This window comes from Actinacidiphila acididurans, from assembly GCF_016918855.1.
In the GTDB taxonomy this organism is placed as follows: Bacteria; Actinomycetota; Actinomycetes; order Streptomycetales; family Streptomycetaceae; genus Actinacidiphila; species Actinacidiphila acididurans.
Map to the genome: position 1 here is coordinate 1 of NZ_JADKYB010000012.1, position 25,194 is coordinate 25,194.

General features: G+C 72.7%; 16 protein-coding genes and 2 pseudogenes. 13 read left to right on the forward strand and 5 right to left on the reverse strand.

Annotated features, from left to right (window positions below):
* Window positions 1-218: 218 nt before the first annotated feature.
* Window positions 219-689, forward strand: coding sequence for a Dps family protein (locus tag ITX44_RS22040; protein ID WP_205359045.1), 471 nt, complete (start codon window positions 219-221; stop codon window positions 687-689).
* A 916-nt stretch (window positions 690-1,605) separates the two neighbouring features.
* Here the strand turns inward: ITX44_RS22040 and ITX44_RS22045 are convergent.
* Both ITX44_RS22045 and ITX44_RS22050 read right to left on the reverse strand, forming a co-directional pair.
* Window positions 1,606-2,427 carry a DNA-formamidopyrimidine glycosylase family protein gene (locus ITX44_RS22045; protein ID WP_205359046.1) on the reverse strand — a complete coding sequence of 274 codons (822 nt, stop codon included), beginning with the start codon at window positions 2,425-2,427 and terminating at the stop codon, window positions 1,606-1,608.
* Between the two features lie 119 nt (window positions 2,428-2,546).
* Window positions 2,547-7,208, reverse strand: a complete 4,662-nt coding sequence (locus ITX44_RS22050; protein ID WP_205359047.1) for an ATP-dependent helicase — start codon at window positions 7,206-7,208, stop codon at window positions 2,547-2,549.
* A gap of 141 nt (window positions 7,209-7,349) precedes the next feature.
* Between ITX44_RS22050 and ITX44_RS22055 the strand changes: the two genes are divergently transcribed.
* The 3 genes and pseudogenes from ITX44_RS22055 to recX all read left to right on the forward strand — a co-directional run.
* Window positions 7,350-7,544 carry a DUF3046 domain-containing protein gene (locus ITX44_RS22055; protein WP_205359048.1) on the forward strand — a complete coding sequence of 65 codons (195 nt, stop codon included), beginning with the start codon at window positions 7,350-7,352 and terminating at the stop codon, window positions 7,542-7,544.
* 283 nt (window positions 7,545-7,827) lie between these two features.
* Window positions 7,828-8,751 (forward strand): annotated as a pseudogene (gene recA / locus ITX44_RS22060) (recombinase RecA); the annotation flags it as partial.
* Window positions 8,752-8,809: 58 nt separating this feature from the next.
* Window positions 8,810-9,529, forward strand: a pseudogene (gene recX / locus ITX44_RS22065) (recombination regulator RecX); the annotation flags it as partial.
* 318 nt (window positions 9,530-9,847) lie between these two features.
* Here the strand turns inward: recX and ITX44_RS22070 are convergent.
* A complete protein-coding gene (locus tag ITX44_RS22070; protein ID WP_205359051.1) occupies window positions 9,848-11,539 on the reverse strand; it encodes an FAD-dependent monooxygenase in 1,692 nt (563 codons plus the stop codon).
* A 332-nt stretch (window positions 11,540-11,871) separates the two neighbouring features.
* Here ITX44_RS22070 and ITX44_RS22075 point away from each other — a divergent pair, with 332 nt between their 5' ends.
* On the forward strand, window positions 11,872-12,648 hold the full coding sequence (locus tag ITX44_RS22075) for a response regulator transcription factor (protein WP_205359052.1): 777 nt from the start codon (window positions 11,872-11,874) through the stop codon (window positions 12,646-12,648).
* 20 nt (window positions 12,649-12,668) lie between these two features.
* Complete coding sequence (locus ITX44_RS22080) at window positions 12,669-14,141, forward strand: sensor histidine kinase (protein ID WP_205359053.1); 1,473 nt, start codon at window positions 12,669-12,671, stop codon at window positions 14,139-14,141.
* Window positions 14,142-14,223: 82 nt separating this feature from the next.
* Here the strand turns inward: ITX44_RS22080 and ITX44_RS22085 are convergent, their stop codons facing one another.
* On the reverse strand, window positions 14,224-15,249 hold the full coding sequence (locus ITX44_RS22085; RefSeq protein ID WP_205359054.1) for a TAXI family TRAP transporter solute-binding subunit: 1,026 nt from the start codon (window positions 15,247-15,249) through the stop codon (window positions 14,224-14,226).
* Window positions 15,250-15,334: 85 nt separating this feature from the next.
* On the opposite strand from ITX44_RS22085, the gene miaB reads away from it, so the two are divergent.
* Both miaB and ITX44_RS22095 read left to right on the forward strand, forming a co-directional pair.
* On the forward strand, window positions 15,335-16,852 hold the full coding sequence (gene miaB, locus ITX44_RS22090; RefSeq protein WP_205359055.1) for a tRNA (N6-isopentenyl adenosine(37)-C2)-methylthiotransferase MiaB: 1,518 nt from the start codon (window positions 15,335-15,337) through the stop codon (window positions 16,850-16,852).
* A 78-nt stretch (window positions 16,853-16,930) separates the two neighbouring features.
* Window positions 16,931-17,674 (forward strand): class III extradiol dioxygenase subunit B-like domain-containing protein, encoded by a 744-nt coding sequence (locus ITX44_RS22095; protein ID WP_205359056.1) that lies wholly within the window; start codon window positions 16,931-16,933, stop codon window positions 17,672-17,674.
* A 34-nt stretch (window positions 17,675-17,708) separates the two neighbouring features.
* Here ITX44_RS22095 and ITX44_RS22100 read toward each other — a convergent pair whose 3' ends face one another.
* A complete protein-coding gene (locus ITX44_RS22100) occupies window positions 17,709-17,939 on the reverse strand; it encodes an antitoxin (protein WP_205359057.1) in 231 nt (76 codons plus the stop codon).
* Window positions 17,940-18,180: 241 nt separating this feature from the next.
* On the opposite strand from ITX44_RS22100, the gene miaA reads away from it, so the two are divergent.
* The 5 genes from miaA (at window position 18,181) to hflX (ending at window position 25,046) form a co-directional block, all read left to right on the forward strand.
* Window positions 18,181-19,095 carry a tRNA (adenosine(37)-N6)-dimethylallyltransferase MiaA gene (miaA, locus tag ITX44_RS22105; protein WP_205359058.1) on the forward strand — a complete coding sequence of 305 codons (915 nt, stop codon included), beginning with the start codon at window positions 18,181-18,183 and terminating at the stop codon, window positions 19,093-19,095.
* A 103-nt stretch (window positions 19,096-19,198) separates the two neighbouring features.
* On the forward strand, window positions 19,199-19,795 hold the full coding sequence (locus ITX44_RS22110; RefSeq protein WP_205359059.1) for a hypothetical protein: 597 nt from the start codon (window positions 19,199-19,201) through the stop codon (window positions 19,793-19,795).
* Between the two features lie 74 nt (window positions 19,796-19,869).
* Window positions 19,870-20,796 (forward strand): diaminopimelate epimerase, encoded by a 927-nt coding sequence (gene dapF / locus ITX44_RS22115; protein ID WP_372440974.1) that lies wholly within the window; start codon window positions 19,870-19,872, stop codon window positions 20,794-20,796.
* Window positions 20,797-21,018: 222 nt separating this feature from the next.
* On the forward strand, window positions 21,019-23,175 hold the full coding sequence (locus ITX44_RS22120; protein ID WP_205359061.1) for a RelA/SpoT family protein: 2,157 nt from the start codon (window positions 21,019-21,021) through the stop codon (window positions 23,173-23,175).
* Between the two features lie 368 nt (window positions 23,176-23,543).
* Window positions 23,544-25,046, forward strand: coding sequence for a GTPase HflX (gene hflX / locus ITX44_RS22125; protein WP_205359062.1), 1,503 nt, complete (start codon window positions 23,544-23,546; stop codon window positions 25,044-25,046).
* Window positions 25,047-25,194 lie beyond the last annotated feature (148 nt).

Genomic DNA, 25,194 nt, shown 5'->3' on the forward strand with positions numbered 1-25,194 from the left:
GCCGACGGCCGGGGGGGCCCGTCCCGGAATCACCCGGGCCCGGGCCGCCGTGTTTTCGTCATGCCTGTGCCCTTCGCCCGGGTATGCGCCGCCGCGGGGCAAGCCCATTTGCCCCGTCCGCTTTTGCCAGGTGTGCGGCACGGAGGCAGGGTAGGCGAAGGACGACAACGGGGGGCGAACCCGACTCGACGCCGTGGAATCCGGTAGGAGGCATGTGCATGACTGTCGTGAAGAGCCCGTTGTCCGAGGACAGCCGCAAAATCGTCGCGGACGCACTCCAGTCGGCCCTGGTGGACCTGATCGACCTCTCACTGATCGGCAAGCAGGTCCACTGGAACATCATCGGGCCGCGCTTCCGCTCCATCCACCTCCAACTCGACGAGGTGGTCGGCTACGCCCGCTCCGCCTCCGACCTGGTCGCCGAACGCGCCGCCGCCCTCGGCATCACCCCCGACGGCCGCGCCGGCACGGTCGCCCGCACCACCGGCATCGACACCGTCACCGACGGCTGGGTCAAGGACGCCGAGGTCGTCGAAATCATGGTCGGCGCCCTCCACTCCGTGATCACCCGCATGCGCGAACGCGTCACCACCACGGAAGAGCCCGACCCCGTCACCCAGGACCTGCTCATCGGCATCACCCGCGAGCTCGAAAAGGAGCACTGGATGTTCCAAGCCGAGAACGCCTGAGCATCGCTCCCGCTTCACCCTGCGCAGGGCTCGGGGCCGGGTCGGAGTGCCGTACGGGCCGCCGGCCCGGCGCACCCCTCTCGGCCCCTGTGCGACGGGCGGCGGCCCGGCGCGAAGGAGCCCGGGTACGTACCACCTCTGGGGAACCCGCCTGGCGGGTTCCCCATCGCTGACTCGGGGCCTCAAGGAGGCGGCCATGCGTCCGCTCCACGTCCTGCGAGTCCGCCCGCCCGCCACCACCCCGGCCGTACGGCCAACCGCCGGCCCCACCGCGCCGGGCCATCCCGTCCGCCGGTCTCGGTCCGGCAACCGTGCCCTACGCCTGGCCCCGGTGGCCGCCCTCGCCACCGTATGGGCCGGGTCCCTCCTGACCGTGTGCATACGGCCGGACCTCCCGCCCCTCACCCACGCCGCCCTGCTCATCAGCGGCTGGAGCCTCGGCCTCATCCCCCTCCACGCCGTCCCCGTCCCCGCTCACCCGTCAGCCACGGCACGGACGACCTCGCCGCCCCCGCCAGGACCCGGAACCGCCCCCCGCTGACAGCGCGGGCCCCGGCCCTGCATGCCGATCTTCGACCGAACGGTGACCGGTCTTACGTCGATCTGCCCCGGCTCCCGGCATCCAGGCGGCCGCCTCGGGCGGGTGCTCAGCCGATGCCCGGGTCTGACGCTGCTGACCGCGCGGCCGCGGGCCCCCGTATGCCGCTCACGGCCTAGCCGCCAGCCGGTCCTACGCCGCCTGGCCTCTCCCGACGCCCTCGGGGCACGGTCGGCTCGACGGCTGCCGCTCAGCCGGTGGCCGGGTCCAGCACCGGCGTCGGGACCGGCGCCGCGCTCCCCGTGCAGGTGCGGGCGCTGTACGGCGCTCGGAGTTGGCACCGCCAGCGGCTCTCGGGACCCGGGTCGGGCCGGGCGCTCAGACGGTCCCCGGGCCCGTTACTGGGTCCGGGACCGGGCCGCGTTGGCAGCGGGGGCACCAGTAGGCGACCCTCGCGCGGTCGGCCGTGCCGTGCTCGCTCGCCCGGATGGGCGTGCCGCAGCGCAGGCACGGTTGGTGTTCGCGGCCGTACACCCAGTTCGTCCGGCCGCGCCGCGTGTCCCCCGTGGTCACGTGGCCGGGGCGGGCCTTGTTCGCCTCCAGGAGCCGCCTGGCCAGGGCCACCAGCTTTTCCGGCGCCGGTACCTCCCCGAACGGCGTCCACGGCGTCACCCCGCGCAGAAAGCACAGCTCCGCCACGTACACATTGCCGATCCCCGCCAGATTGCGCTGGTCCAGCAACGCTTCTCCGAGCGGCCGCCCCGGGTCGGCCGCCAGCCGCTCCAGAGCTCGCGCCGCGTCCCAGTCCGGCCCGAGCAGGTCCGGGCCGAGGTGGCCCACCACGGAGTCCTCCTCGGCGGTCGGCAGCAGGGCGAGCACGGGCAGCCGGTAGCCGACGGCCGTCCTGGCCGATGTCTCCAGCACCGCCCGCACCTGGTGCATGGGGCCGCCCCGCCACCGTTCCCCGGGCGCGTACAGGTGCCAGGCACCGTCCATCTGCATGTGCGAGTGCAGTGTCAGGTCACCCTCCACCCGGGCCATCAGGTGCTTGCCGCGCGGCACGACTTCCAGCAGGCGCCGTCCTGCCAGATCGGTCGTGGCCAGCTTGGGCACCCGCAGGTCCGCGCGCAGCAGGAGCTGGCCGGCCAGCGCCGCGTGCAGCCGGTGGGCGGTCAGCCAGACCGTGTCTCCTTCGGGCATCCGTCCATGATGGCCCGACGCCGCACCGTCCCGTGAACCGGTCTCCCTCCGTCCGTTATCCCCGTGCGCCCGGGCCCGGGCTCACCCGCCGCCGTCCCCGCGTGCCTCCGCCTGCCGCATCACCCGCCGTCCCGCAGCCGCAGGCCCCTGGGGGTCGCGTGGAAGCCCGCCGCTTCCAAGGCGTGGCCCATCGGGGAGGTCAGCGCGGGCTCGCCGTTGGTGCGCTCCACGGTCAGGCGGCCGAGCGCTCCCTCACGGACGGCCAGCGCCAGGGCGTCGGCGGCGGCCTGCATTCGTATCTCCTCCATCGGCCAGGCCAGCAGCGTCTTGCCGCCCCGCTCCACGTACAGGGCCAGCTCGCCGTCGGTGAGGACGACCAGGGCACCGGCCTTGCGCCCCGGCTTGTGGGAGACCCCCGCGGGCTGCTCGGGCCAGGGCAGAGCCGCGCCGTAGGGGTTGGCCGGATCGGCGGCGGCCAGTACCACCGTGCGTACCCGGCCGGAGTGGTCCTCCTCCCGTTCCCGGGCCGTACTGAGCGCGCGAAGCCGGTCCACGGCGCCGTCCATGGCGAACTGCGCCGCTCCCAGTCCCTCCACCACGTAACCGCGCCTGGCCTGACCGGTCTCCTCGAACGCCGACAGGACCCGGTAGGCCGCGGAGAAGCCACCCGTCACCCCCTCGGCGGCGACCGCGCCCCGGGTCACCACCCCGTGCCGGTCCAGCAGGGTGTGGGTGAGGGCGTGCGCCCGCAGCGTCGGGTCGGGCTCGGCCACCGGCAGCAACGACCAGCGGCCCGCGGTGGTCGGCGGACCCGAGCGCGAGGCCGTCCCGCGTGGCGCCCGGGCCGCCAGCGAGCTGTACCGGCCCCGCGGCACCGACCTCGGCGCCCGGTGCGCGGTGGAACCGGCGGTGCGGCCCGATCCCAGCAGCGCCCGCAGCGGCGCCAGCGTGTCATTGGTGAGCCGCCCCGACCAGGCCAGCTCCCACAGGGCGTCGGCGATCTCCGGATCGGCCGCCTCCAGCCCGCCGGCCCGCACCTGGTCGGCGATCTGCCGGAAGAAGAGCCCGTACCCGCCTTCCAGCGCTGCCAGCACCGCCCGGTGCAGCGCTGTCGCCTCCAGCGGCTGCGGCTCGGGCAGCAGCAGTGGGGCACTGTCGGCGAGGTAGAGCGACACCCAGCCGTCCTTGCCGGGCAGCGCCCCCGCGCCCGCCCACAGGATCTCGCCCGAAACGGTCAGCTCGTCCAGCATGCCCGGCGTGTAGCCGGTCACCCGCGACGGCAGCACCAGCTTCTCCAGCGCCGACGCCGGTACCGTCGCACCCTGCAACTGCTCGACCGCCCGGGCCAGTCCGTCCATGCCGCGCAGGCTGTGCGTGCCCACGTGCTGCCACTGCGGCAGGAACACCCCGAGCGTCGCGGGCGGCACCGGCTCCAGTTCCTGCCGCAGCGCCGCCAGCGAACGGCGCCGCAGCCGCCGCAGCACGACCGCGTCGCACCACTCCTGTCCGGCGCCGCCGGGCCGGAACTCGCCCTGCACCAGCCGTCCTGTCGCCGACAGCCGGTGCAGGGTGCCGTCCGCCACCGCCGCGCCCAGGCCGAACCTGGCCGCCGCGTCCGCCGTGGTGAACGGCCCATGCGTACGGGCGTATCGCGCCAGCAGGTCGCCCAGCGGATCCCGTACCGGTTCGGTGAACGCCACCGGCACGCCCACCGGAAGCGCGGTGCCCAGCGCGTCCCGCAGCCGGCCGGCGTCCTCGACCGCCGCCCAGTGCTCGGCGCCCGCGATCCGTACCCGGATCGCCCGGCGGGACTTTTCCAGTTCGGCCGGCCAGGCCGGTTCGGCGCCCCGCTCCGCCAGTTCGGCGCCGGTCAGCGGGCCGAGCATCCGCAGCAGGTCCGCCACCCCTTCGACGTCCTTGACCCGGCGGTCCTCGGTGAGCCACTGCAGCTCGTGGTCCAGCTCGGCCAGTACCTCCGGGTCCAGCAGCTCGCGCAGCTCCGCCTGGCCCAGCAGCTCCGCCAGCAGCCGGGAGTCCAGGGAGAGCGCCGCCGCCCGCCGCTCGGCCAGCGGGGAGTCGCCCTCGTAGAGGAACTGCGCCACGTAGCCGAACAGCAGCGAGCGGGCGAAGGGCGACGGCTCGGACGTGGTGACCTCGACCAGACGCACCCGGCGCGCCTCGATGTCGCCCATCAGCTCCACCAGGCCCGGCACGTCGAACACGTCCTGCAGGCACTCCCGCACCGCCTCCAGCACGATCGGGAACGAACCGAACTCCGAGGCGACCTGGAGGAGCTGCGAGGCCCGCTGGCGCTGCTGCCACAACGGAGTGCGCCGTCCCGGGTTGCGCCTGGGCAGCAGCAGCGCTCGGGCCGCGCACTCCCGGAACCGCGAGGCGAACAGTGCCGAGCCGCCCACCTGGTCGGTGACCAAGTGCTCGATCTCGCCCTTCTCGAAGACCACGTCGGCGGCGCCCACCGGCGACTGCTCGGGGTCGTACTCCCGCCCCCGCAGCGCCGGGTCGGAGTCCAGCAGGTCGAGGCCCATCAGGTCCGCGTCCGGCAGCCGCAGCACGATTCCGTCGTCGGCGTGCATCGCCTGTGCGTCCAGCCCGTACTTCTCCTGGAGCCTGGACCCCAGCGCCAGCGCCCACGGCGCGTGCACCTGGGCGCCGAACGGCGAGTGGATGATCACCCGCCAGTCGCCCAGCTCGTCCCGGAACCGCTCCACCACGATCGTGCGGTCGTCCGGTACATGTCCGCACGCCTGGCGCTGCTCGGCCAGGTAGGCCAGCACGTTGTCCACCGCCCAGGCGTCCAGGCCGGCCTCGCCCAGCCGCTGCCTGGCCTGCTCGGGGGCGAGCGCGCCCACCTCGCGCAGCCACTTGCCCTGAGCTCGGCCCAGCTCCAGCGGACGGCCGAGCTGATCGCCCTTCCAGAACGGCAGCCGGCCCGGGACCCCCGGCGCGGGCAGGACCAGCACCCGGTCGCGGGTGATGTCCTCGATCCGCCACGAGGTGGTGCCGAGGGTGAACACGTCACCCACCCGCGACTCGTACACCATCTCCTCGTCCAGCTCCCCGACCCGGCCGCCGCCCTTCTTCGGGTCGGAGCCGGCCAGGAACACCCCGAACAGGCCGCGGTCGGGGATGGTGCCGCCGGAGGTGACCGCCAGCCGCTGTGCGCCGGGTCGGCCGGTGAGCGTGTTGGCCACCCGGTCCCACACCAGGCGCGGGCGCAGTTCGGCGAAGGCGTCCGACGGATACCGCCCGGCCAGCATGTCCAGCACCGCGGTGTAGGCGGAGTGCGGCAGCGAGGCGAAGGGCGCGGCCCGCCGCACCACGGCCAGCAGTTCGTCCACGTCCCAGGTGTCCATCGAGGTCATCGCCACGATCTGCTGGGCCAGCACGTCCAGCGGATTCGCCGGGACCCGCAGCGCCTCGATCGCGCCCTGCCGCATCCGTTCGGTGACCACCGCGGCCTGCACCAGGTCGCCGCGGTACTTGGGGAAGACCACGCCCCGGGACACGGCGCCCACCTGGTGCCCGGCCCGGCCCACCCGCTGCAGGCCGGAGGCGACCGACGGCGGTGACTCCACCTGGACCACCAGGTCCACGGCGCCCATGTCGATGCCCAGCTCCAGGCTGGAGGTGGCCACCACGGCCGGCAGCCGTCCGGCCTTGAGGTCCTCCTCGACCAGGGCGCGCTGCTCCTTGGACACCGAGCCGTGATGGGCGCGGGCCAGCACCGGCGAGGCGCCTTTGGCCGCGCCGGACTGGGCCATGATCTGCGCCGGCGTGTGCGCCTCGGGCAGCGCCTCGCCCTCCATCCGCTCGTGCCCGATCTCGTTCAGCCGGTTGCACAGCCGCTCGGCCAGCCGACGGGAGTTGGCGAACACGATGGTGGAACGGTGCCCCTGGACCAGGTCGGCGATGCGCTCCTCCACATGCGGCCAAATGGAGGGTCGCTCGGCAGGACCCGCCGCCGGACCGGTGTGCTCGGCGGCCTCGGTGACCGGGGAGCCGCCCAGCTCACCCAGGTCCTCCACCGGCACCACCACCGACAGGTCGAATTCCTTCTGCGACGGCGGCTGGACCACGGTCACCCGGCGGTGCGGCGAGAGGTAGCGGGCGATCTCGTCCACCGGCCGGACCGTGGCGGACAGCCCGATCCGGCGCGCCGGACGCTCCAGCAGCCGGTCCAGCCGTTCGAGAGAAAGTGCCAGGTGGGCGCCGCGCTTGGTGCCCGCCACCGCGTGCACCTCGTCCAGGATCACTGTCTCCACCCCGCTCAGCGCGTCCCGCGTGGACGAGGTGAGCATGAGGAACAGGGACTCGGGCGTGGTGATCAGGATGTCCGGGGGCCGGGTGGCCAGTGCCCGGCGCTCGGCGGGCGGGGTGTCCCCGGACCGGATACCGACCCTCACCTCGGGCTCCGGCAGGCCCAGCCGTACCGACTCCTGCCGCAGGCCCGCGAGCGGACTGCGCAGATTCCGTTCGACGTCGACCGCGAGGGCCTTGAGCGGGGAGACATACAGCACCCGGCAGCGGCGCCGGGCCTCGGCGGGTGGCGGGGTCGCCGCCAGCCGGTCCAGCGCGGCCAGGAAAGCAGCCAGGGTCTTGCCCGAGCCGGTCGGGGCCACGACGAGCACGTCGGAACCCCCCGCGATGGCAGTCCACGCGCCGGCCTGGGCGGCGGTGGGCTCGCGGAATGCCCCCGTGAACCACGCGCGGGTGGCGGGGGAGAAGGATTCGAGACTGCTCTGATCGGACATGCCACCCATCCTGCCTCGCCCCACCGACAGCCCGCTGGCCCCGCGCGCCGGCCTGTGGATAACTTCGCCCCGGCTCGCTGACCTCGGGTTCGGTGATCTTGTCCACAGCCACCGGGCCCCCGACCATACGCGCGCGCGATACTGGCAGGCATGCGGTTGACGATTTTCTGGGAGCGGATGCGCGCGCACTTCGGGGAGACGTACGCCGACTCCTTCGCGCGCGACCACGTGATGTCCGAACTGGGCGGCCGGACCGTGCTCCAGGCCCTGGAGGACGGCTGGGATACCAAGGACGTGTGGCGGGCCGTGTGCGAGGCGATGGAAGTGCCCGCCGCGCATCGCTGACCCGTCCCGGGACCCGGCCCTCCCCTCTCTCCTGGCACAGCTCTCCCAGCCCAGCCCGGCGCGCCTCGGTATGGGCAGACGTGGATCGGGGGCTCGGCGAATCGTGTGAAGAGGAAAGCGACTCGCTTGACAGGGAAATCGAACATCCATTCAGATGGAGAGGCCGGGCGGGAGTTCCGCCGGAGTTTTCCACAGCCCGGGGCGACGTCCGGGCGCATTGTCAGTGGCAGGCGCTAGCGTCGTGGACGTGAAGCGATCGAACCAGACATCCCGGGTGGAACCCATGGCAGGAAACGACCGCGAGAAGGCGCTCGACGCCGCGCTCGCGCAGATTGAACGACAGTTCGGCAAGGGCGCGGTCATGCGCCTGGGGGACCGGCCGAACGAGCCCATCGAGGTCATCCCGACCGGGTCCACCGCCCTGGACGTGGCGCTCGGCGTCGGTGGCCTGCCCCGCGGCCGCATCGTCGAGGTGTACGGTCCGGAGTCCTCCGGCAAGACCACCCTCACCCTGCACGCGGTGGCCAACGCCCAGCGGGCCGGCGGCACCGTGGCCTTCGTGGACGCCGAGCACGCGCTCGACCCGGACTACGCCAAGGCCCTGGGCGTGGACACGGACAACCTGATCCTGTCCCAGCCGGACACCGGCGAGCAGGCCCTGGAGATCGTGGACATGCTGGTGCGCTCCGGCGCGCTGGACCTGATCGTGATCGACTCCGTGGCAGCCCTCGTGCCGCGGGCCGAGATCGAGGGCGAGATGGGCGACTCGCACGTCGGCCTGCAGGCCCGGCTGATGAGCCAGGCGCTCCGCAAGATCACCAGCGCGCTCAACCAGTCGAAGACCACCGCCATCTTCATCAACCAGCTCCGCGAGAAGATCGGCGTGATGTTCGGCTCGCCGGAGACCACCACCGGTGGCCGCGCGCTCAAGTTCTACGCGTCCGTCCGCATCGACATCCGCCGCATCGAGACGCTGAAGGACGGCACCGAGGCGGTCGGCAACCGCACTCGAGTCAAGGTCGTCAAGAACAAGGTCGCGCCGCCGTTCAAGCAGGCCGAGTTCGACATTCTCTACGGCCAGGGCATCAGCCGTGAGGGCGGTCTGATCGACATGGGCGTGGAGCACGGCTTCGTCCGCAAGTCCGGCGCCTGGTACACCTACGAGGGCGACCAGCTCGGCCAGGGCAAGGAAAACGTCCGCAACTTCCTCAAGGACAACCCGGACCTGGCCGACGAGATCGAGAAGCGGATCAAGGAGAAGCTGGGCGTCGGCGTGCCGAAGACCGAGGCGCCGGGGGAGCAGCCGAGCGCGGACGCCGTCGGTCCCGCCGCGGCCGTCCCGGCCGAAGCCGCCAAGACCGAGGTCCCGGCCCCCAAGAAGGCGACCAAGGCCACCGCCGCCAAGGCCTGATGCCATGGCGCGCGGGCCCCAGGAGCGCGGCGGCTCTTCCGAGTCGAGGGCCTCGCAAGAGCCGCCGCTCGATCCCGAGGAGCGGGCGCGGGCACTGTGCCTGCGTCTGCTCACCGGGGCACCCCGTACCCGCCGGCAGCTCGCCGATGCCATGCGGAAGCGGGAGATCCCCGACGAGGTCGCCGAGCACGTCCTGGAGCGGTTCCAGGACGCAGGCCTCATCGACGACCAGGCGTTCGCCAACGCCTGGGTGGAGTCCCGGCATCGCGGGCGCGGACTCGCCGGCCGCGCCCTGGCCCGGGAGCTCCACCACCGCGGGGTGGACGCCGACCTGGTGTCCGAGGCGGTGGGCCTCCTCGACCCGGAGCAGGAAGAGGAGACCGCCCGCGAGCTGGTACAGCGCCGGCTCCCGGGCACCCGCGGCCTGGACCGCGACAAGCGCATCCGGCGCCTGGCCGGAATGCTCGCCCGCAAGGGCTACTCCGAGGGCCTGGCCCTGCGAGTGGTCCGGGACGCCCTCAGGGAAGAAGCCGAGACCGACACCGAAGAAGGGGAGGAGGAGCCGTGGCTGTAGACATCAGCGCGAGCGCGGGACCGTTGCGGACCCGCACGGGGGCCGGACCTTGGATACGCACCCTGGGCTGCGGCCCACTGGTCCCCGCAGCGGCTTCGGCCCCGGTCCGGGCCTGACTCCGGCAGGGGAGAGACCGCCGTGCGGCCCGGTGCCGTCCGGCGCCGACTCCCACCCCGCACCCGGCCCGTGCGCCACCGCTGATCCCGGCGCACCTCGTCCGGCGCGGTCCGGTACGCCCGGGCATACGGGAATGGCCAGCAACGGGACGGCCCGGACCCGTCGCTCAACCCGCACCGAGCTCCCGTAACCGCTTCCCACTCAGCCTCTGCGGCCGCCGACCTGGTCGTCCGCGCCCGCCGAGGCACCACTCGCATCGGTGGGATCCGGACCGCTCGCCTGGGACGGTACCGGGGGGCCGCCGCGGGCGAGGTCGGCGTAGGCGTACAGCTCGGCGGGGCGGCAGCCCACCATGGTGGCCACCAGGTGCCCGTCCGGGCGGATCAGCAGCACGAGGTGGGCGCTGGCTCCCGGATAGCTCTCGGTGACCAGCAGTTCCGCGCGGGTGGGCAGTGCCGCGACCGCGGAGGCCAGCCGGGGCATCAGGCCGGCGGTCAGCCAGTGGCGGCTCTCCCACACCCCGGTGCCGGGGGCGACCAGCACCACCACCAGCCCCCGCCCGAGCCGGTCCCGCAACCGTCCCACCGTGCCGTCCATCGCGGTCACCGGCACATCGCTGACGATCCCGCCCAGCGGTGTGTCGCACCCGCCGGTCAGCGGTGAAGGCCCGGATTTGCTGCCGGAACGCTGGGCGGGCAGCGTCAGGGGCGAGCGCGCGTACACCGAGGACGCCGCCGTTGCGCCGCGGCCGAGGTGACTGTCGGTCAGCATTTCGATCTGGCCGCGCCCGGATCCGGCCAGCAGGGTCTGCCGTACTGTCTGCCAGGCTCCGCTGGCCCGCAGCAGCGGCAGTGCCTGGTCGGTGGCGCGCAGTCGTACGCCCACCGCGCCGCGCCGTTCGGCTTCGTAACTGTTGAGGAGGAGTTTGGAGGCCCCGTCGTGCCAGGCCATGGAAAGTTTCCAGGAGAGATTCTCGGCGTCGCGGATGCCCTCCTCGATGCTTTGCGCCCCCAGTGCGCCCATCAGATGCGCCGCGTCCCCGGCGAGGAAGACCCGGCCGACCCGCCAGCGCCGGGCCAGCCGCTGATGCACGGAGTAGTCGGCCGAGCCGATCAGTTCGTAGGGCACCACCTCGCCGCACCAGGTGGTGAGGGTGGCGCGGAGTCGTTCGACCAGTGCGTCCGAGGTGAGTTGGCGGGTCTGCGCGGGCAGCAGCCAGTCCAGCCGCCACAGTCCGTCCGGCAGCGGGCGCGCGGTGATCTCCTGCCCGGCCGGCGCTCCTGGCGGGTCCCGGTGCAGCAAGGCCACGCCGGGCTCGGGGAGTTCGGCCTCGACCACGGCCACCGCGTGCCGGTCGACGGCGGTGCGGCCGGGGAACCGTACCCCCAGCAGCTTGCGGATCGTCGAGCGCGGACCGTCGCTGCCCACCAGGAAACTGCCGCGCCACCAGGTCTCGTGCTCGCCCCGGGTGTGCACCGAGACGCCGTGCGCGTCCTGCTCGATGGCGTCCACCCTGCAGCCCGTCACGACCCTGGCGGGGCCGCAGTTGAGCAGGGCGGCCCGCAGCCCGGCCTCCAGCCGGTGCTGGGCGATGTGCAGGGGGGCCTCGTCGGGGGAGGAGGTGAAGTCGATCCGCAGCATCTCCGTACGGCGGCGCAGCGTGCGCCAGCCCTGCCAGGTGGTGCCGTCGCGGCGGACCGCGCCGTAGCCGAGCCGCTCCAGCAGCGCGGTCGTCGCCGGCCCGAGTACCGCGGTGCGCGGCCGCCGCAGTCCTTCGGCGCTGGTCGGGGTCTCCGCCTCGTCGAACACGATGACGGGGACCTCACGGCGGGCCAGCGCGAGAGCGAGGGCTAGGCCAACCGGGCCCGCCCCCGCGACAATCACCGGGTCCACGCAGGGACCCCGGGAAGAAGTGCGGTCACAAAGCGTATGCAACCCACTGCGAGTGCCCACGTCAAGCGACGTTCGCACGTCGGCGCGGTGCGGCGGCCGCACACGGGGCGCCTGCGACGCGTACCGGCTCGGTAACGGTCCGCGCCGTGAGCCGGTACCCCCTTGACGCACCCTGGTCCCATCGGCGTGGATTCCGTCCACAGGACAAACGAACAGCATCCGAAAACGCCGCGCGCCGCCGACCGCAACCGTACGGCAGGGCGCGGACGACTGTTCCGGCAGGGGCCCGGCAGGGGGTCGGGCCCGGACCGGGGATCAGGAGGAGGTGAGGCATGCGGTTGTTGCTCGTCGAGGACGACGACCGGGTCGCCGCCGCCCTCTCGGCGGTTCTCGGCAAGCACGGCTTCCACGTGCGGCACGCCCGCGGCGGCGAGGAGGCGATCGAGGCGCTGCTGCCCGACCAGGGCCCGGGGTTCGACTGCGTGCTGCTCGACCTCGGCCTGCCCGACCAGGACGGCTTCGAGGTGTGCAGCCGGATCAGGCGGCTGACCGCCACCCCGGTGATCATGGTCACCGCCCGCGCCGACGTCCGCTCCCGCATCCACGGCCTCAATCTCGGCGCGGACGACTACGTCGTCAAGCCGTACGACACCGGCGAACTGCTCGCCCGGATCCACGCCGTGGCCCGCCGTCCCCCGCTCAGGACACCTGCCACCGGACCCACGGCGTCCGCGGGAACCGCCGCGCCGTCTGCGGGTGGACCGGCCACCGCGCCGTACCCGCCGCAGGAAGCTGCGGCCGCCGAGCCCGCCGAAGTCCTGCTGCTCGGCCGGGTCGCCATCGAGCCCGCCACCCGTCAGGTGACCGTCGACGGCGCGCCCGTGGCGCTCACCCGGAAGGAATTCGACCTGCTCGCGCTGCTCGCCCAGCGGCCGGGCGTGGTCTTCCGCCGGGAGCAGATCATCAGCGAGGTGTGGCGTACCGCGTGGGAGGGCACCGGCCGCACCCTGGAGGTCCATGTCGCCAGTCTGCGTGCCAAGTTGCGCACCCCGGCGATGATCGAGACGGTCCGCGGGGTCGGTTACCGGCTCGTGGTCCCGGCCGGCTGACCGGCGGGGCAGGCCGGCACGTGCGCAATCGACTCCTCCCGCTGCTCATCGCGCTGATGGCAGGCGTTCTGCTGGCCCTCGGCTTCCCGCTCGCCGCGAGCGAGGCCGCGTCCCAGCAGCAGCGCGTCGTGGTCGACCGGATCGACGACACCACCCGGTTCGCCGCGCTCGCCCAGTTCGTGACCGCCCGCGACGAGCAGACCGCCGTCACCACGGACGACGTCGAACGGCTGCACACCCTGCGCACCGAACTCGATCGTTACCAGCAGCTCTACGGCATCCGGGCCGGCGTCTTCTACCGCGACCGGACCGCCATGGCCACCGCCCCCGCGAACTGGCGGCTGCCCACCCACGGCGAACTCTCCGACTCCTACTACTCCGCGCTGCTCGGCCGCCGCGCCCACGACCCGAACCAGATCTGGCCCTGGCAGCACCGCACCCTCGCCATCTCCTCGCCCATCGTGCGCGACGGCGACGTGGTCGCGGTGGTCGTCACCGACTCGCCGACCGGCGCCCTGCGCACCCGCATCCTGCGCGGCTGGCTGGTGCTGGCCGCCGGTGAACTCGCCGCGATGGCCGTGGCCGTGCTGTTCGCCGTACGTCTCACCGCCTGGGTGCTGTTGCCCGTCGCCCGTCTGGACCGGGTCACCCACGACATCGCGACCGGCAGGATGACCTCCCGGGTCGAGGCGGCCGGCGGACCGCCCGAACTGCGCCGCCTGATCCTGTCGTTCAACGAGATGGCCGACAACGTCGAGGAAGTCCTCGACCAGCAGCGCGCTTTCGTCGCCAACGCCTCCCACCAGCTGCGCAACCCCTTGTCCGCGCTCCTGCTGCGCGTCGAACTCCTCGGCCTGGAACTGCCGGCCGGACACACCGAGGCCGAGTCGGTCAAGGAGGAGGGCCATCGCCTCGCCCAGGTGCTGGACGACCTGCTGGGGCTGGCCGTTGCGGAGAGCGGCGCCGAGAGCGGCGACAGCCACCGGGCCGTCACGGACATCGTCGAGCTGGTACGTACCCGGGTGGCTGCCTGGCGGCCGGCGGGGGAGCGGGCCGGCACGGCGGTGGAGTTCACCGAACCCCCGGACCCGGGCGCGGCCACCGGCTGGGCCGACCCGGTGGCACTGTCCAGCGCGCTGGACGCCGTCATGGACAACGCGATCAAGTTCACGGCCGGCTCCGCGAAGGACGGAGCGGGGGCGGCCGGGAGGAACGGTGAGGGGGTGTCTGTACGGATCGCCGCGGACGACGACCACGTGCTGATCACGGTCGCCGACAGCGGTCCGGGCCTCACCGACGAGGAACTGGCCCGCATAGGCGACCGCTTCTGGCGCAGCAACCGGCACCAGAACGTGCAGGGCTCGGGCCTGGGCCTGTCGATCGCCCGCACCCTCATCGGCCAAGGAGGCGGCGCGATCGTCTTCGACCGCCGCGAGCCGCACGGCCTGGAAGTCACGCTGAAGGTGCCGCGGCGGGCGCCGGTGCGGGTGTGAAGGCGGGCACGAACGCGGGCGTGAACGCGGATGTGAAGGCAAGCTTGAAGGAAACCCGCGGCTGAAGGCCGGTGGTGAATCGTTACGGCTTGACCGACCGGTAGTAGCGGGCCGCGCCCACGTGCAGAGGCAGCGGGTCGGTGAAGACGGCCGTGCGCAGGTCGACGAGCTGCGCCGCGTGCACCTTCTTGCCGATCGCGTCCCTGCTGTCGATGACGGCCCGGGTGAGCCGCTGGACCAGCCCGGCATCGGCACGGTCGGTGGTGACCAGCAGGTTCGCCACCGCGATGGTGGCGACGGCCTGGCCGCCCTGGGCCTTGGGGTAGGCGTCGGCCGGCATCACCGCCTGCCGGTAGTACTGCATCCGCGGACCCATGGCGTGCAGCCGTCCCACCAGGTCGCCGAGCTGCACCAGCCTGATCCGGGCCACCGGTGTGGCCATCGCGGTCACCGCCGCGGTGGGCAGGCCGCCGGACCAGAAGAAGGCGTCCAGGCGCCCGCTCAGCAGCATCGCCGGCGCCTGGTCGATGCCGACCGGGTACGCCGTGATGTCCTTGGCGATGTCCAGGCCGGCGGCGGTGAGCAGCCGGCGTGTGATCAGGTTCACCCCGGAGCCCGCCTGACCCACGCCCACGCGCAGTCCCCGCAGGTCACGGGCGGACCGTACTTTCGAATCGCGGGGCACTACGAGCTGCATGTAGTCGTCGTAGAGCCGGGCGCAGGCCCGCAGGTCGCCCTTGCCGGGCCCCTGGTAGTCGGCCACGGCGTCCGCGGCCGCGATGGTGAAGTCGGACCGGCCCGAGACCACCCGCTCGATGTTGTCGACCGAGCCCGCGGTGTGCACCAGCCGTACGTCCACCCCGGGCAGCGCGGTGACCAGGTCCGATTTGAGCAGCACCCCGTACTTCTCGTAGACGCCGTCGGCGACCCCGGTGGCGAACGAGATCGGCCGGTGCGGATACGAAGGGCCGTCCGAGGGGAGCACCCACCACAGCCCCAGGGCCAGCGCGGACCCCGAGGCCAGGGCGATCTGCACCGCGCGCCGCCGCCCCACCCGGCCGGAGAGGGCGGCGTCGGCCGCGCGCCCGTCGGGGTGAGGTGCTTCCATGCCCCGGGATCCTGCCAGCGGGGACGGGCCCGGCGAAAGCCCCGGTCCGGCGAAAGCCCGCGCCCGGGCCGCCTACCCTTGTCGCATGAGCAGCAGTGACCGGAGCCGGACTGTGGGCGGCAAGCGAAGCTATGAGATCCGCACCTACGGGTGCCAGATGAACGTCCACGATTCCGAACGGCTGGCCGGCCTCCTCGAGGACGCCGGTTACGTGCGCGCCGCCGAGGGGGACGACGGGGCGGACGTCGTGGTGTTCAACACCTGCGCCGTGCGCGAGAACGCCGACAACCGCCTCTACGGCAACCTCGGGCAGCTCGCGCCGAAGAAGACCACCCGGCCCGGTATGCAGATCGCCGTGGGCGGCTGCCTCGCGCAGAAGGACCGCGACACCATCGTCAAGCGCGCCCCCTGGGTCGACGTGGTCTTCGGCACCCACAACATCGGTCAGCTCCCGGTGCTGCTGGAGCGGGCTCGGATCGCCGAAGAGGCCCAGGTCGAGATCGCTGAGTCGCTGGAGACCTTCCCCTCCACGCTGCCGTCGCGGCGCGAGTCGGCGTACGCCGCCTGGGTCGCGATCTCGGTCGGCTGCAACAACACCTGCACCTTCTGCATCGTGCCGGCGCTGCGCGGCAAGGAGAAGGACCGGCGCCCGGGCGACGTCCTCGCCGAGGTCGAGGCGCTGGTCGCCGAGGGCGTCGTCGAGGTCACCCTGCTCGGCCAGAACGTCAACGCCTACGGCTCCGACATCGGCGACCGCGAGGCCTTCGGCAAGCTGCTGCGCGCCACGGGCGGCGTCGAGGGGCTGGAGCGGATCCGCTTCACCTCGCCGCACCCGCGCGACTTCACCGACGACGTCATCGCCGCCATGGCCGAGACGCCCACGGTGATGCACCAGCTCCACATGCCGCTGCAGTCCGGCTCCGACCGCGTCCTGCGCGCGATGCGCCGCTCCTACCGGCAGGATCGTTACCTCGGCATCATCGACAAGGTGCGGGCCGCCATGCCGGACGCCGCGATCACCACCGACATCATCGTGGGCTTCCCCGGCGAGACCGAGGAGGACTTCGAGCAGACGCTGCACGTGGTGCGCGAGGCCCGGTTCGCCCAGGCGTTCACCTTCCAGTACAGCAAGCGGCCCGGCACGCCCGCCGCCGAGATGGACGGCCAGATCCCCAAGGCCGTCGTGCAGGAACGGTACGAGCGGCTGGTCGCCCTCCAGGAGGAGATCTCCTGGGCGGAGAACAAGAAGCAGGTCGGCCGCACGCTCGAGGTGCTGGTCGCCGAGGGCGAGGGCCGCAAGGACGACGCCACGCACCGCCTGTCCGGCCGCGCCCCCGACAACCGTCTGGTCCACTTCACCCCGCCGGCCGAACCGGTCCGCCCGGGCGACATGGTCACCGTCGAGATCAGCTACGCCGCCCCGCACCACCTGCTGGCGCAGGGCCCGGCGCTCGCCGTCCGCCGCACCCGGGCCGGCGACGCGTGGGAGCTGCGCAACGCCGCCCCGCCCGCCCCCAAGGGCGTCATGCTCGGCATCCCGACGATCGGGGCGCCGGCTGCGGCCGCCGAGCCCGCGGTGGGCGGCTGCGCGGTCCCGAGCTGATTTCGGGCGCCGCGTACGCCTGACGGGACGGCTCCGGCCGACTCCTTGTGACGGGCGGCGCCGGGTAGTGTGGCGATCATGCTCGTCGCCGCTGCCGTGTGCCCGTGTCCGCCCCTGCTGGTGCCCGAAGTGGCGGCGGGGGCCGCGCCCGACCTGGACGAGCTGCGGGCCGCCTGCGCCGACGCCGTCGGTGTGCTGGCCGCCTCCCGGCCGGACCGCCTGGTGGTCGTCGGGCCGGCGACCGAGTCGCGCACGGGCGAGTTCGAGCAGGGTTCACCGGGCTCGTTCCGGGAGTTCGGGGTGCCGCTGGACGTCTCCCTCGGTGCGTCCCTCGGTGCGGCCACACCCGCTTCCGACGGCCCGGCTTCCGACGTCACGGGCCTACGTGTCCTGCCGCCGTCGTTGGCCGTCGCCGGCTGGCTGCTGCGCGGCTGGAGCGGCGCGCCCGTGTACGGACTCGGTGTCGCCGAGGACCTGGCGCCCCAGGCGTGCGTTGCTCGGGGCCAGGAACTCGGCCGGGCCGACGGCCGGGTCGCACTGCTGGTCATGGGCGACGGCAGCGCCTGCCGTACGGTCAAGGCGCCGGGCTACCTCGACGAGCGCGCCGAACCCTTCGACGCCGCTGTCGCCGCCGCGCTGGGCGCCGCCGACCACTCGGCCCTCGCCGGCCTGGACGCCGGGCTGGCAGCCGAACTGAAGGCCGCAGGCCGCGCGCCCTGGCAGATCCTTGCCGGAGCGGCCGAGAGCGCGGGCCTTACGGGCGAACTCCTCCACCAGGCCGTGCCCTACGGCGTGGCCTACTTCGTCGCGACCTGGACGTGAGTCCGGACGCCCTGCCCGGGTCTTGAGCCCCGGATCAGGATGAGCCCTCGCCGCCGCCCTGGTTGCCGAAATCGTCCATGGAGCCCTTGGCCTTGTCCGCGCCCGAGTCGATCTGGTCGCTGTGCTTCCCACCGGTCTTGGAGTCGGCGGACTGTGCGCCCCTGTCGATCCCGGAGTCGATCTGGTCGTCGTGCTCACGCGCGGTGTCCGCGGCCTTGTCCTTCGACATTCCGAGCTTGCCCTTGAGCGTGTCCATGAAGCTCATGTGGCACCTTCTCTCGCATTCCTTCGAAGATGGCGGCCCACTCAGGGTTCATAACGCGCATACCGCCACAAACCCCTCACGCCTCCCGACAATACTCGCGCCGGCTGCCCCGCGCGCCCGCAATCGCACCTCGGCCTAAGTCCCTTGCTCACCGGCTCGTCCGGGCCGCCGGGCGGGAGAAGCCCTTCAGGAGACCTGGCGGGATTTGGGAGACCTCGCGGGAGAAGAGGAGACTGATCGGGTGAAGAACCGTGTCATCGCCGTCGTCGGCCCCACCGCGGCCGGAAAGTCCGACCTGGGTGTCGCCCTGGCGAAGACCTTCGGCGGTGAGGTGATCAACGCCGACTCCATGCAGCTCTACCGCGGCATGGACATCGGCACCGCCAAGCTCGCTCCGGCCGAGCGCGACGGCGTCCCGCATCACCTCCTGGACATCTGGGACGTCACCGAGACCGCCAACGTCGCCGACTACCAGCGCCTCGCCCGCGCCGAGATCGACCGCCTGCTCGCCGCCGGCTGCGTCCCCGTCCTCGTCGGCGGCTCCGGCCTGTACGTTCGCGCCGCCCTCGACGTCCTGGAGTTCCCCGGCACCGACCCCGCCGTGCGCGCCCGGCTGGAGGATGAACTCCGCGCCCTCGGCTCCGGCGCCCTGCACACCCGACTGGCCGCCGCTGACCCCGAGGCCGCCCGCGCGATCCTGCCCAGCAACGGCCGCCGCATCGTGCGCGCCCTGGAGGTCATCGAGATCACCGGCCGGCCCTTCACCGCCAACCTCCCCAGCCACGAATCGGTCTACGACACGGTGCAGATCGGCGTGGACGTGCCCCGCCCGGAACTCGACGACCGCATCACCCGTCGTGTGGACCGCATGTGGGACGCCGGCCTCGTCGCTGAAGTCCGCACCCTGGAGGCCGCCGGCCTGCGCGACGGACTCACCGCCTCCCGCGCCCTCGGCTACCAGCAGATGCTCGCCGCCCTCGCCGGCGAGTGCACCGAGCAGGAGGCACGCGCCGAAACCGTACGCGCCACCAAACGCTTTGCCCGCCGCCAGGATTCGTGGTTCCGCCGTGACCCGCGCGTGCGCTGGCTCACCTCGCGCGGCCAGGAACTCACCGACGACGCGCTGACGTTGCTCCGGGAAGCGGTCACAGCCTGATCACGTGATGGCATCGGGACGCTCCGGTACCACTGAGCCGGCCTTCGCCCGTGCCATCATCAGAATCGAGCTACGGTGTCGGAGATCGGGAGGGCGCGTGGCGATGGCAGCCGGCCCACGCGACACCCCACACGGGCGCGACGCGACGGCGGATTCAGGTATGCCTCACGAGTCCCAGGGGGCGGCCCGTGGCGTTCCCGGTGCGCGTGCCCACCAGGACTCCGTCGAGGCCCTGGAATCCGAGGAACCCGCCGACGGACTCGAACCCCTGGACCCGGGGGATCCCCTGGGCTCGCTCGATTCCCTCCCGTCACTCGAAGCGCTCGATACCATCGAGCCCCTTCCGCCCGAGGGTGAGGGCCAGTCCTTCTTCCGGGCGCTGCGCCCGCCTCGGCAGTTGCGCCTTTGGCAACTCGCCCCGATCGTGGCCCTCGCGGTCGGCGGCTCGCTCATGTTCGCCTTCCCCCTGGCCTTCGAGTCCGGGGACGCCGGACCGGTCGTGGCCATGCTCGGCCTGCTGCTCTGCTGCTGCTCCGCAGGCTGGGGCCTGATGGCCGCCCGGCGGATCGGCCACACCTGGCCCGGACTGCCGCCCCGCGGCTCCGGCAAACGCGCCGACTGGCGCTTTGTCGCCGCATACGCCGCTGTGACCGTGCTCCTGGCCGCACTCGCCGTCTGGCGCGTCGCCCGGTTGCGCTGATCCGGCCCCGGCCGTCCCGCCCCGCTCCACGTGGGGTCCGTCCGGCCGCGCCCCGGTGCCCGCCGCCCCGTACGATCGGACATGTGACACACGCGCCCCACGGTGCCGCGCCGCTGACCTTCCTCAAGGGCCACGGCACCGAGAACGACTTCGTGATCGTCCCCGACCCGGACGGCCTGCTCGACCTGTCCGCCGCCGACGTCGCCCGGCTGTGCGACCGGCGGGCCGGCATCGGCGGCGACGGACTGCTGCGGGTCGTCCGCTCCGCCGCCCACCCCGAGGCCGCCGCGCTGGCGGACCAGGCCGAGTGGTTCATGGACTACCGCAACAGCGACGGCTCCATCGCCGAGATGTGCGGCAACGGCGTACGTGTCTTCGCCCGCTACCTCCAGTGCGCCGGCCTCGCCGATGCCGGCGACCTGGCCATCGCCACCCGCGCCGGCGTGCGCGGGGTGCACATCGCCAAGGACGCCGACGACGGCACCCCCGGTGACATCACCGTTCGGATGGGCCGCGCGGTGTTCCCGGACGGCCTTGTCACCGTCTCCGTCGGCGACCGCACCTGGCCCGCGGTGCACGTCAGCATGGGCAACCCCCACGCCGTCGCCTTCGTCGCCTCCCTGGACGACGCCGGTGACCTGCTGCGCGCCCCCGCTGTCGTCCCCGCCGAGGCCTACCCGGCCGGCACCAACGTCGAGTTCGTCGTCGACCGTGGTCCCCGCCATGTGGCCCTGCGGGTCCACGAACGCGGCTCGGGCGAGACGCGGTCCTGCGGCACCGGCGCGTGCGCCGTGATGGTCGCCGCCGCCCGCCGCGACGGGCACGACCCGGTGCACTCCGGGCACCCCGTCACTTACACCGTGGATGTCCCCGGTGGCCGCCTGGTGATCACCGAACGCGCCGACGGCGAGATCGAGATGACCGGACCCGCGGTGATCCTCGCACAGGGCACGGTGGACCCCGTCTGGCTCAGCCCCGGCATCGCCCAGCACCGGCCGTAGGGCCGTTGTTCGGTCCCTTTCGGCCCAACCCGGGGCATCGATCGCAACTGGACGTATCCGGTCGAGACCGTGCGTAGTCATTCCCTCGAACGGGTGACGGGGATCACTCTCGGCGAGAGCGTGACTGCCGCACGTGGTGGGCTCGATAGCATCAATCACCGGCGCGGCCCCGCGGGTCGTGCGAGGGCTCCCGCGGCCGGTCCACGCTGCCGGAGGTGCCCGATGAGCGCAGAGAACGCGGTGAACGCGGGACGTGCCGCCCAGGCCCGCAGGCGCGGGTTGCGCACCATCGACTTGCGGCGACTCGGCCGGGCCGCCCTGCTCGGCACCGGTGGCGGCAGGGACCGCGTCCCCGACGCCATCGAGCATCTGATCAAGGTGCACCGCACCCGCCATCCGGAAGTGCGCGCCGACGCGGTCGAGACGCTCCGCCGCGCCTACCTGCTCGCAGAGTCCTCGCACCGCGGCCAGACCCGCAAGAGCGGCGAGCCCTACATCACGCATCCGCTCGCGGTCACCCTCATCCTGGCCGAACTCGGCGCCGAGACGACGACATTGACGGCCTCCCTGCTGCACGACACCGTCGAGGACACCGAGGTGACCCTCGATCAGGTGGGCCTCGGGTTCGGCGAGGAGGTGCGCTACCTCGTCGACGGTGTCACCAAGCTCGAGAAGGTCGACTACGGCGCCGCCGCCGAACCCGAGACCTTCCGCAAGATGCTCGTCGCGACCGGCAGCGATGTACGGGTGATGTCGATCAAACTCGCCGACCGGCTGCACAACATGCGGACCCTCGGCGTGATGCGGCCCGAAAAGCAGGCCCGGATCGCCGGCGTCACCCGGGACGTGCTGATCCCGCTCGCCGAACGGCTGGGCGTGCAGGCGCTCAAGACCGAGTTGGAGGACCTGGTCTTCGCCATCCTCCACCCGGAGGAGCACGCCCGTACCCGTGCCATGATCGAGGCCGATGCCCTGGCTGCCGAGGACCCGCTCGGCGCCGTCGCCGCCGACGTACGCACGGTGCTGCGCGAGGCCGGGATCGCCGCCGAGGTCGCCATACGGCCCCGGCATGCCGTCTCGGTCCACCGCGTCTGGCTCAAACGCGGCGGCGCCCCGCTCGGCGGCTGCGACTTCGGCCGGATCCTGGTGCTGGTCGCCGAGGACGCCGACTGCTACGCGGTCCTCGGTGAACTGCACACCTGCTTCACGCCGGTGATCGCCGAGTTCAAGGACTTCATCGCCGCGCCCAAGTTCAACCTGTACCAGTCGCTGCACACCGCCGTCGCCGACAACGGCGGCAGGATCGCCGAGATCCTGGTGCGTACCCGCAAGATGCACCGGGTGGCCGAGGCCGGAGTGATCGCCCTCGGCGACCCGCATGAAGTCGCGGAGCAGCCCCAGGCCGCCGACGGTGAGCGGGTGGACCCCACCCAGGCCGGCTGGCTGGCCCGCCTGCTGGAGTGGCAGCGCGCCGCGCCCGACCCGGACACCTTCTGGAGCGCCCTGCGCGATGACCTCGCGCAGGACCGCGAGATCACCGTGGTCACCCAGCAGGGCGGCGATGCCTCCGGTACGCTCCGGCTGCCCGCCGGGGCGAGCTGCGTCGACGCCGCCTACGCGGTGCACGGCGAGGCGGGGCACGCCTGCGTCGGTGTCCGCGTCAACGGCCGGCTCGCCCCGCTGGGCACCAAGCTCCGTGACGGGGACACCCTGCAACTGCTGATGGACGACTCCGCCTCCTCCGGGCCCGACCCCGACTGGCTGGAGCACGCCGCCACCCCCGCCGCCCGCATCGCCATCGCCCGCTGGCTCACCCAGCATCCGGCGGATCCCGTGGAGGACGGCTCCGAACGCCCGGCGCAGGCCCCCGCCCTGCGGCCGGCCCCGGCCCTGGACGCCGCCCGAACCGGCGAGCCCGTCGCCGTGGCCGATCTGCCGGGCGCGATGGTCCGGCTGGCCCGTTGCTGCACGCCTGTGCCGCCCGACCGGGTAACAGGCTTCGCCATCCGGGGCGGCGCAGTGGCCGTCCACCGCGTGGAATGCCCCACCGCCGTACGGATGATCGCGACCGGGCGCGGCACGGTGCCCGTCCGCTGGAGCGACGGCACGCCCGCGGGCGGATACCGTGCCACCGTGCTCGCCGAGGCCCTCAGCCGCCCGCGGCTGCTCGCCGATCTCACCGAAGCGATCGCCGCCCAGGGGGTCGGGATCGTCTCGGCCGCGGTGGAGCCGCCTCAGGAGCATCGGGTCCGCCACACGTACACGGTGGAACTCCCCGACCGGCACGCGCTGACCGCTCTCATGCGCGCGATGCGCTCGGTCCCCGGCGTGTACGACGTCTACCGCGCCAAGCCGGCCATGGCCTCGGCCCGTCCCTGATTGCACGAGCGGCCTTACGAACCGTCGCCGCGCCCTGCCCGGGCCCGCCGTCGTGATTCGCCCACGTCCCACCGCGTCCACCTCCTGATTCAGCGGCCGTCCGCGACTCGAACGGCCTCTCGATGACTACGCTGTGTGAACGCGCGAGTGCCGGACCGGGTTTCGGCTGATCGTGCACTCGTTCGAGTGATCTCCGCCTGCGGCTTGTCCACCGGCCCTGGCCGGGAATCCTGGAGTGCCCGAAAACGTTGAGAAGGATGACGGCAGCAGTCCCGGTAAACACGTATGACCGCACACCCCGTACATGCGACCATCGTGGAGACGGCTCAGGACCGCCGCCGAACCCGACCGTACGACCGAAGGATCAAATGACCTCCACTTCTCGCACCTCCGCCTCTTCGACCAGCCGCCGGAGCCTCCCCGAGCACCTCCGAGCCGATGCCCTGATGGAAGAGGACCTCACCTGGAACCTGGGGATCGACGAGGAGCGGGACGGCGACCAGCTCGACCGTGACGACCGGGCCTCACTGCGCCGGGTGGCCGGACTCTCCACCGAGCTCGAGGACATCACCGAGGTCGAGTACCGGCAGCTTCGGCTGGAGCGGGTGGTGCTCGTCGGCGTGTGGACCTCCGGCACCGTGGACGACGCTGAGAACTCCCTGGCCGAGCTCGCCGCCCTCTCCGAGACCGCCGGCGCCGTCGTGCTGGACGGCGTCATCCAGCGCCGTGACAAGCCGGACCCAGCCACGTACATCGGTTCGGGCAAGGCGCAGGAACTGCGGGACATCGTCGTCGAGACCGGCGCCGACACCGTGGTCTGCGACGGTGAGCTCAGCCCCGGCCAGCTCATCCACCTGGAGGACGTCGTCAAGGTGAAGGTGGTCGACCGGACCGCGCTGATCCTCGACATCTTCGCCCAGCACGCCAAGTCCCGAGAGGGCAAGGCCCAGGTGGCGCTCGCCCAGATGCAGTACATGCTGCCCAGGCTGCGCGGCTGGGGTCAGTCGCTGTCCCGCCAGATGGGTGGCGGTGGCTCCGGTTCCTCGGGCGGCGGCATGGCGACCCGTGGTCCCGGTGAGACCAAGATCGAGACCGACCGGCGGCGGATCCGCGAGAAGATGGCCAGGGCGCGCCGGGAGATCGCGGACATGAAGACCAGCCGCGACCTGAAGCGCAAGGAACGCAAGCGGCACAAGGTGCCGTCGGTGGCCATCGCGGGCTACACCAACGCCGGCAAGTCCTCGCTGCTCAACCGGCTGACCGGGGCCGGCGTCCTGGTGGAGAACGCGCTGTTTGCCACCCTGGACCCGACCGTCCGGCGGGCCGAGACACCCAGTGGTCGGCTCTACACCCTCGCCGACACCGTCGGATTCGTCCGGCACCTGCCCCACCACTTGGTCGAGGCGTTCCGCTCCACCATGGAGGAGGTGGCCGAGGCCGACCTGATCCTCCACGTGGTCGACGGCTCACACCCGGCTCCCGAGGAGCAGCTCGCCGCGGTCCGCGAGGTGTTCCGTGAGGTCGGCGCCCTCGACGTGCCGGAGGTCGTGATCGTCAACAAGGCGGACGCGGCCGACCCGCTGGTCCTGCAGCGGCTGCTGCGCGAAGAGAAGCACGCCATCGCGGTCTCCGCCCGCACCGGTCACAACATCGACCAGTTGCTGGAGCTGATCGACGAGGAGCTGCCGCGGCCGGACGTCGAAGTCGAGGCGCTGGTGCCGTACACCCACGGCGGCCTGGTCTCCCGGGTGCACACCGCAGGCGAGGTTCTGTCCGAGGAGCACACCGGCGAAGGCACCCTGCTGAAGGTGCTGGTGCACGAGGAACTCGCCGCCGAACTCGCGCCCTTCACGCTGGTCGCACGCCACTGACACCGGTTCCGCGTCGAGCCCGCAGCGGCCCGCACGGGTAAGTGCTGTACGGCGCGGTCCCACACGGGTAAGGACCCGTCTCCCTGAGACGGGTCCTTACCCGTTTTTGCCCTTGGTGCGACGTACGCCTGTTCCCACTGGTGCAGAT

Coding starts and splice junctions, on each gene's coding strand:
- ITX44_RS22045 (WP_205359046.1), bottom strand. CDS start 2,427: ATGCCCGAAGGAGACACGGTCTGGCTGACCGCCCACCGGCTGCACGCG.
- ITX44_RS22075 (WP_205359052.1), top strand. CDS start 11,872: ATGCGGTTGTTGCTCGTCGAGGACGACGACCGGGTCGCCGCCGCCCTC.
- ITX44_RS22050 (WP_205359047.1), bottom strand. CDS start 7,208: ATGGGTGGCATGTCCGATCAGAGCAGTCTCGAATCCTTCTCCCCCGCC.
- ITX44_RS22055 (WP_205359048.1), top strand. CDS start 7,350: ATGCGGTTGACGATTTTCTGGGAGCGGATGCGCGCGCACTTCGGGGAG.
- ITX44_RS22085 (WP_205359054.1), bottom strand. CDS start 15,249: ATGGAAGCACCTCACCCCGACGGGCGCGCGGCCGACGCCGCCCTCTCC.
- miaB (WP_205359055.1), top strand. CDS start 15,335: ATGAGCAGCAGTGACCGGAGCCGGACTGTGGGCGGCAAGCGAAGCTAT.
- ITX44_RS22040 (WP_205359045.1), top strand. CDS start 219: ATGACTGTCGTGAAGAGCCCGTTGTCCGAGGACAGCCGCAAAATCGTC.
- ITX44_RS22100 (WP_205359057.1), bottom strand. CDS start 17,939: ATGAGCTTCATGGACACGCTCAAGGGCAAGCTCGGAATGTCGAAGGAC.
- hflX (WP_205359062.1), top strand. CDS start 23,544: ATGACCTCCACTTCTCGCACCTCCGCCTCTTCGACCAGCCGCCGGAGC.
- ITX44_RS22095 (WP_205359056.1), top strand. CDS start 16,931: ATGCTCGTCGCCGCTGCCGTGTGCCCGTGTCCGCCCCTGCTGGTGCCC.
- ITX44_RS22110 (WP_205359059.1), top strand. CDS start 19,199: ATGGCAGCCGGCCCACGCGACACCCCACACGGGCGCGACGCGACGGCG.
- ITX44_RS22120 (WP_205359061.1), top strand. CDS start 21,019: ATGAGCGCAGAGAACGCGGTGAACGCGGGACGTGCCGCCCAGGCCCGC.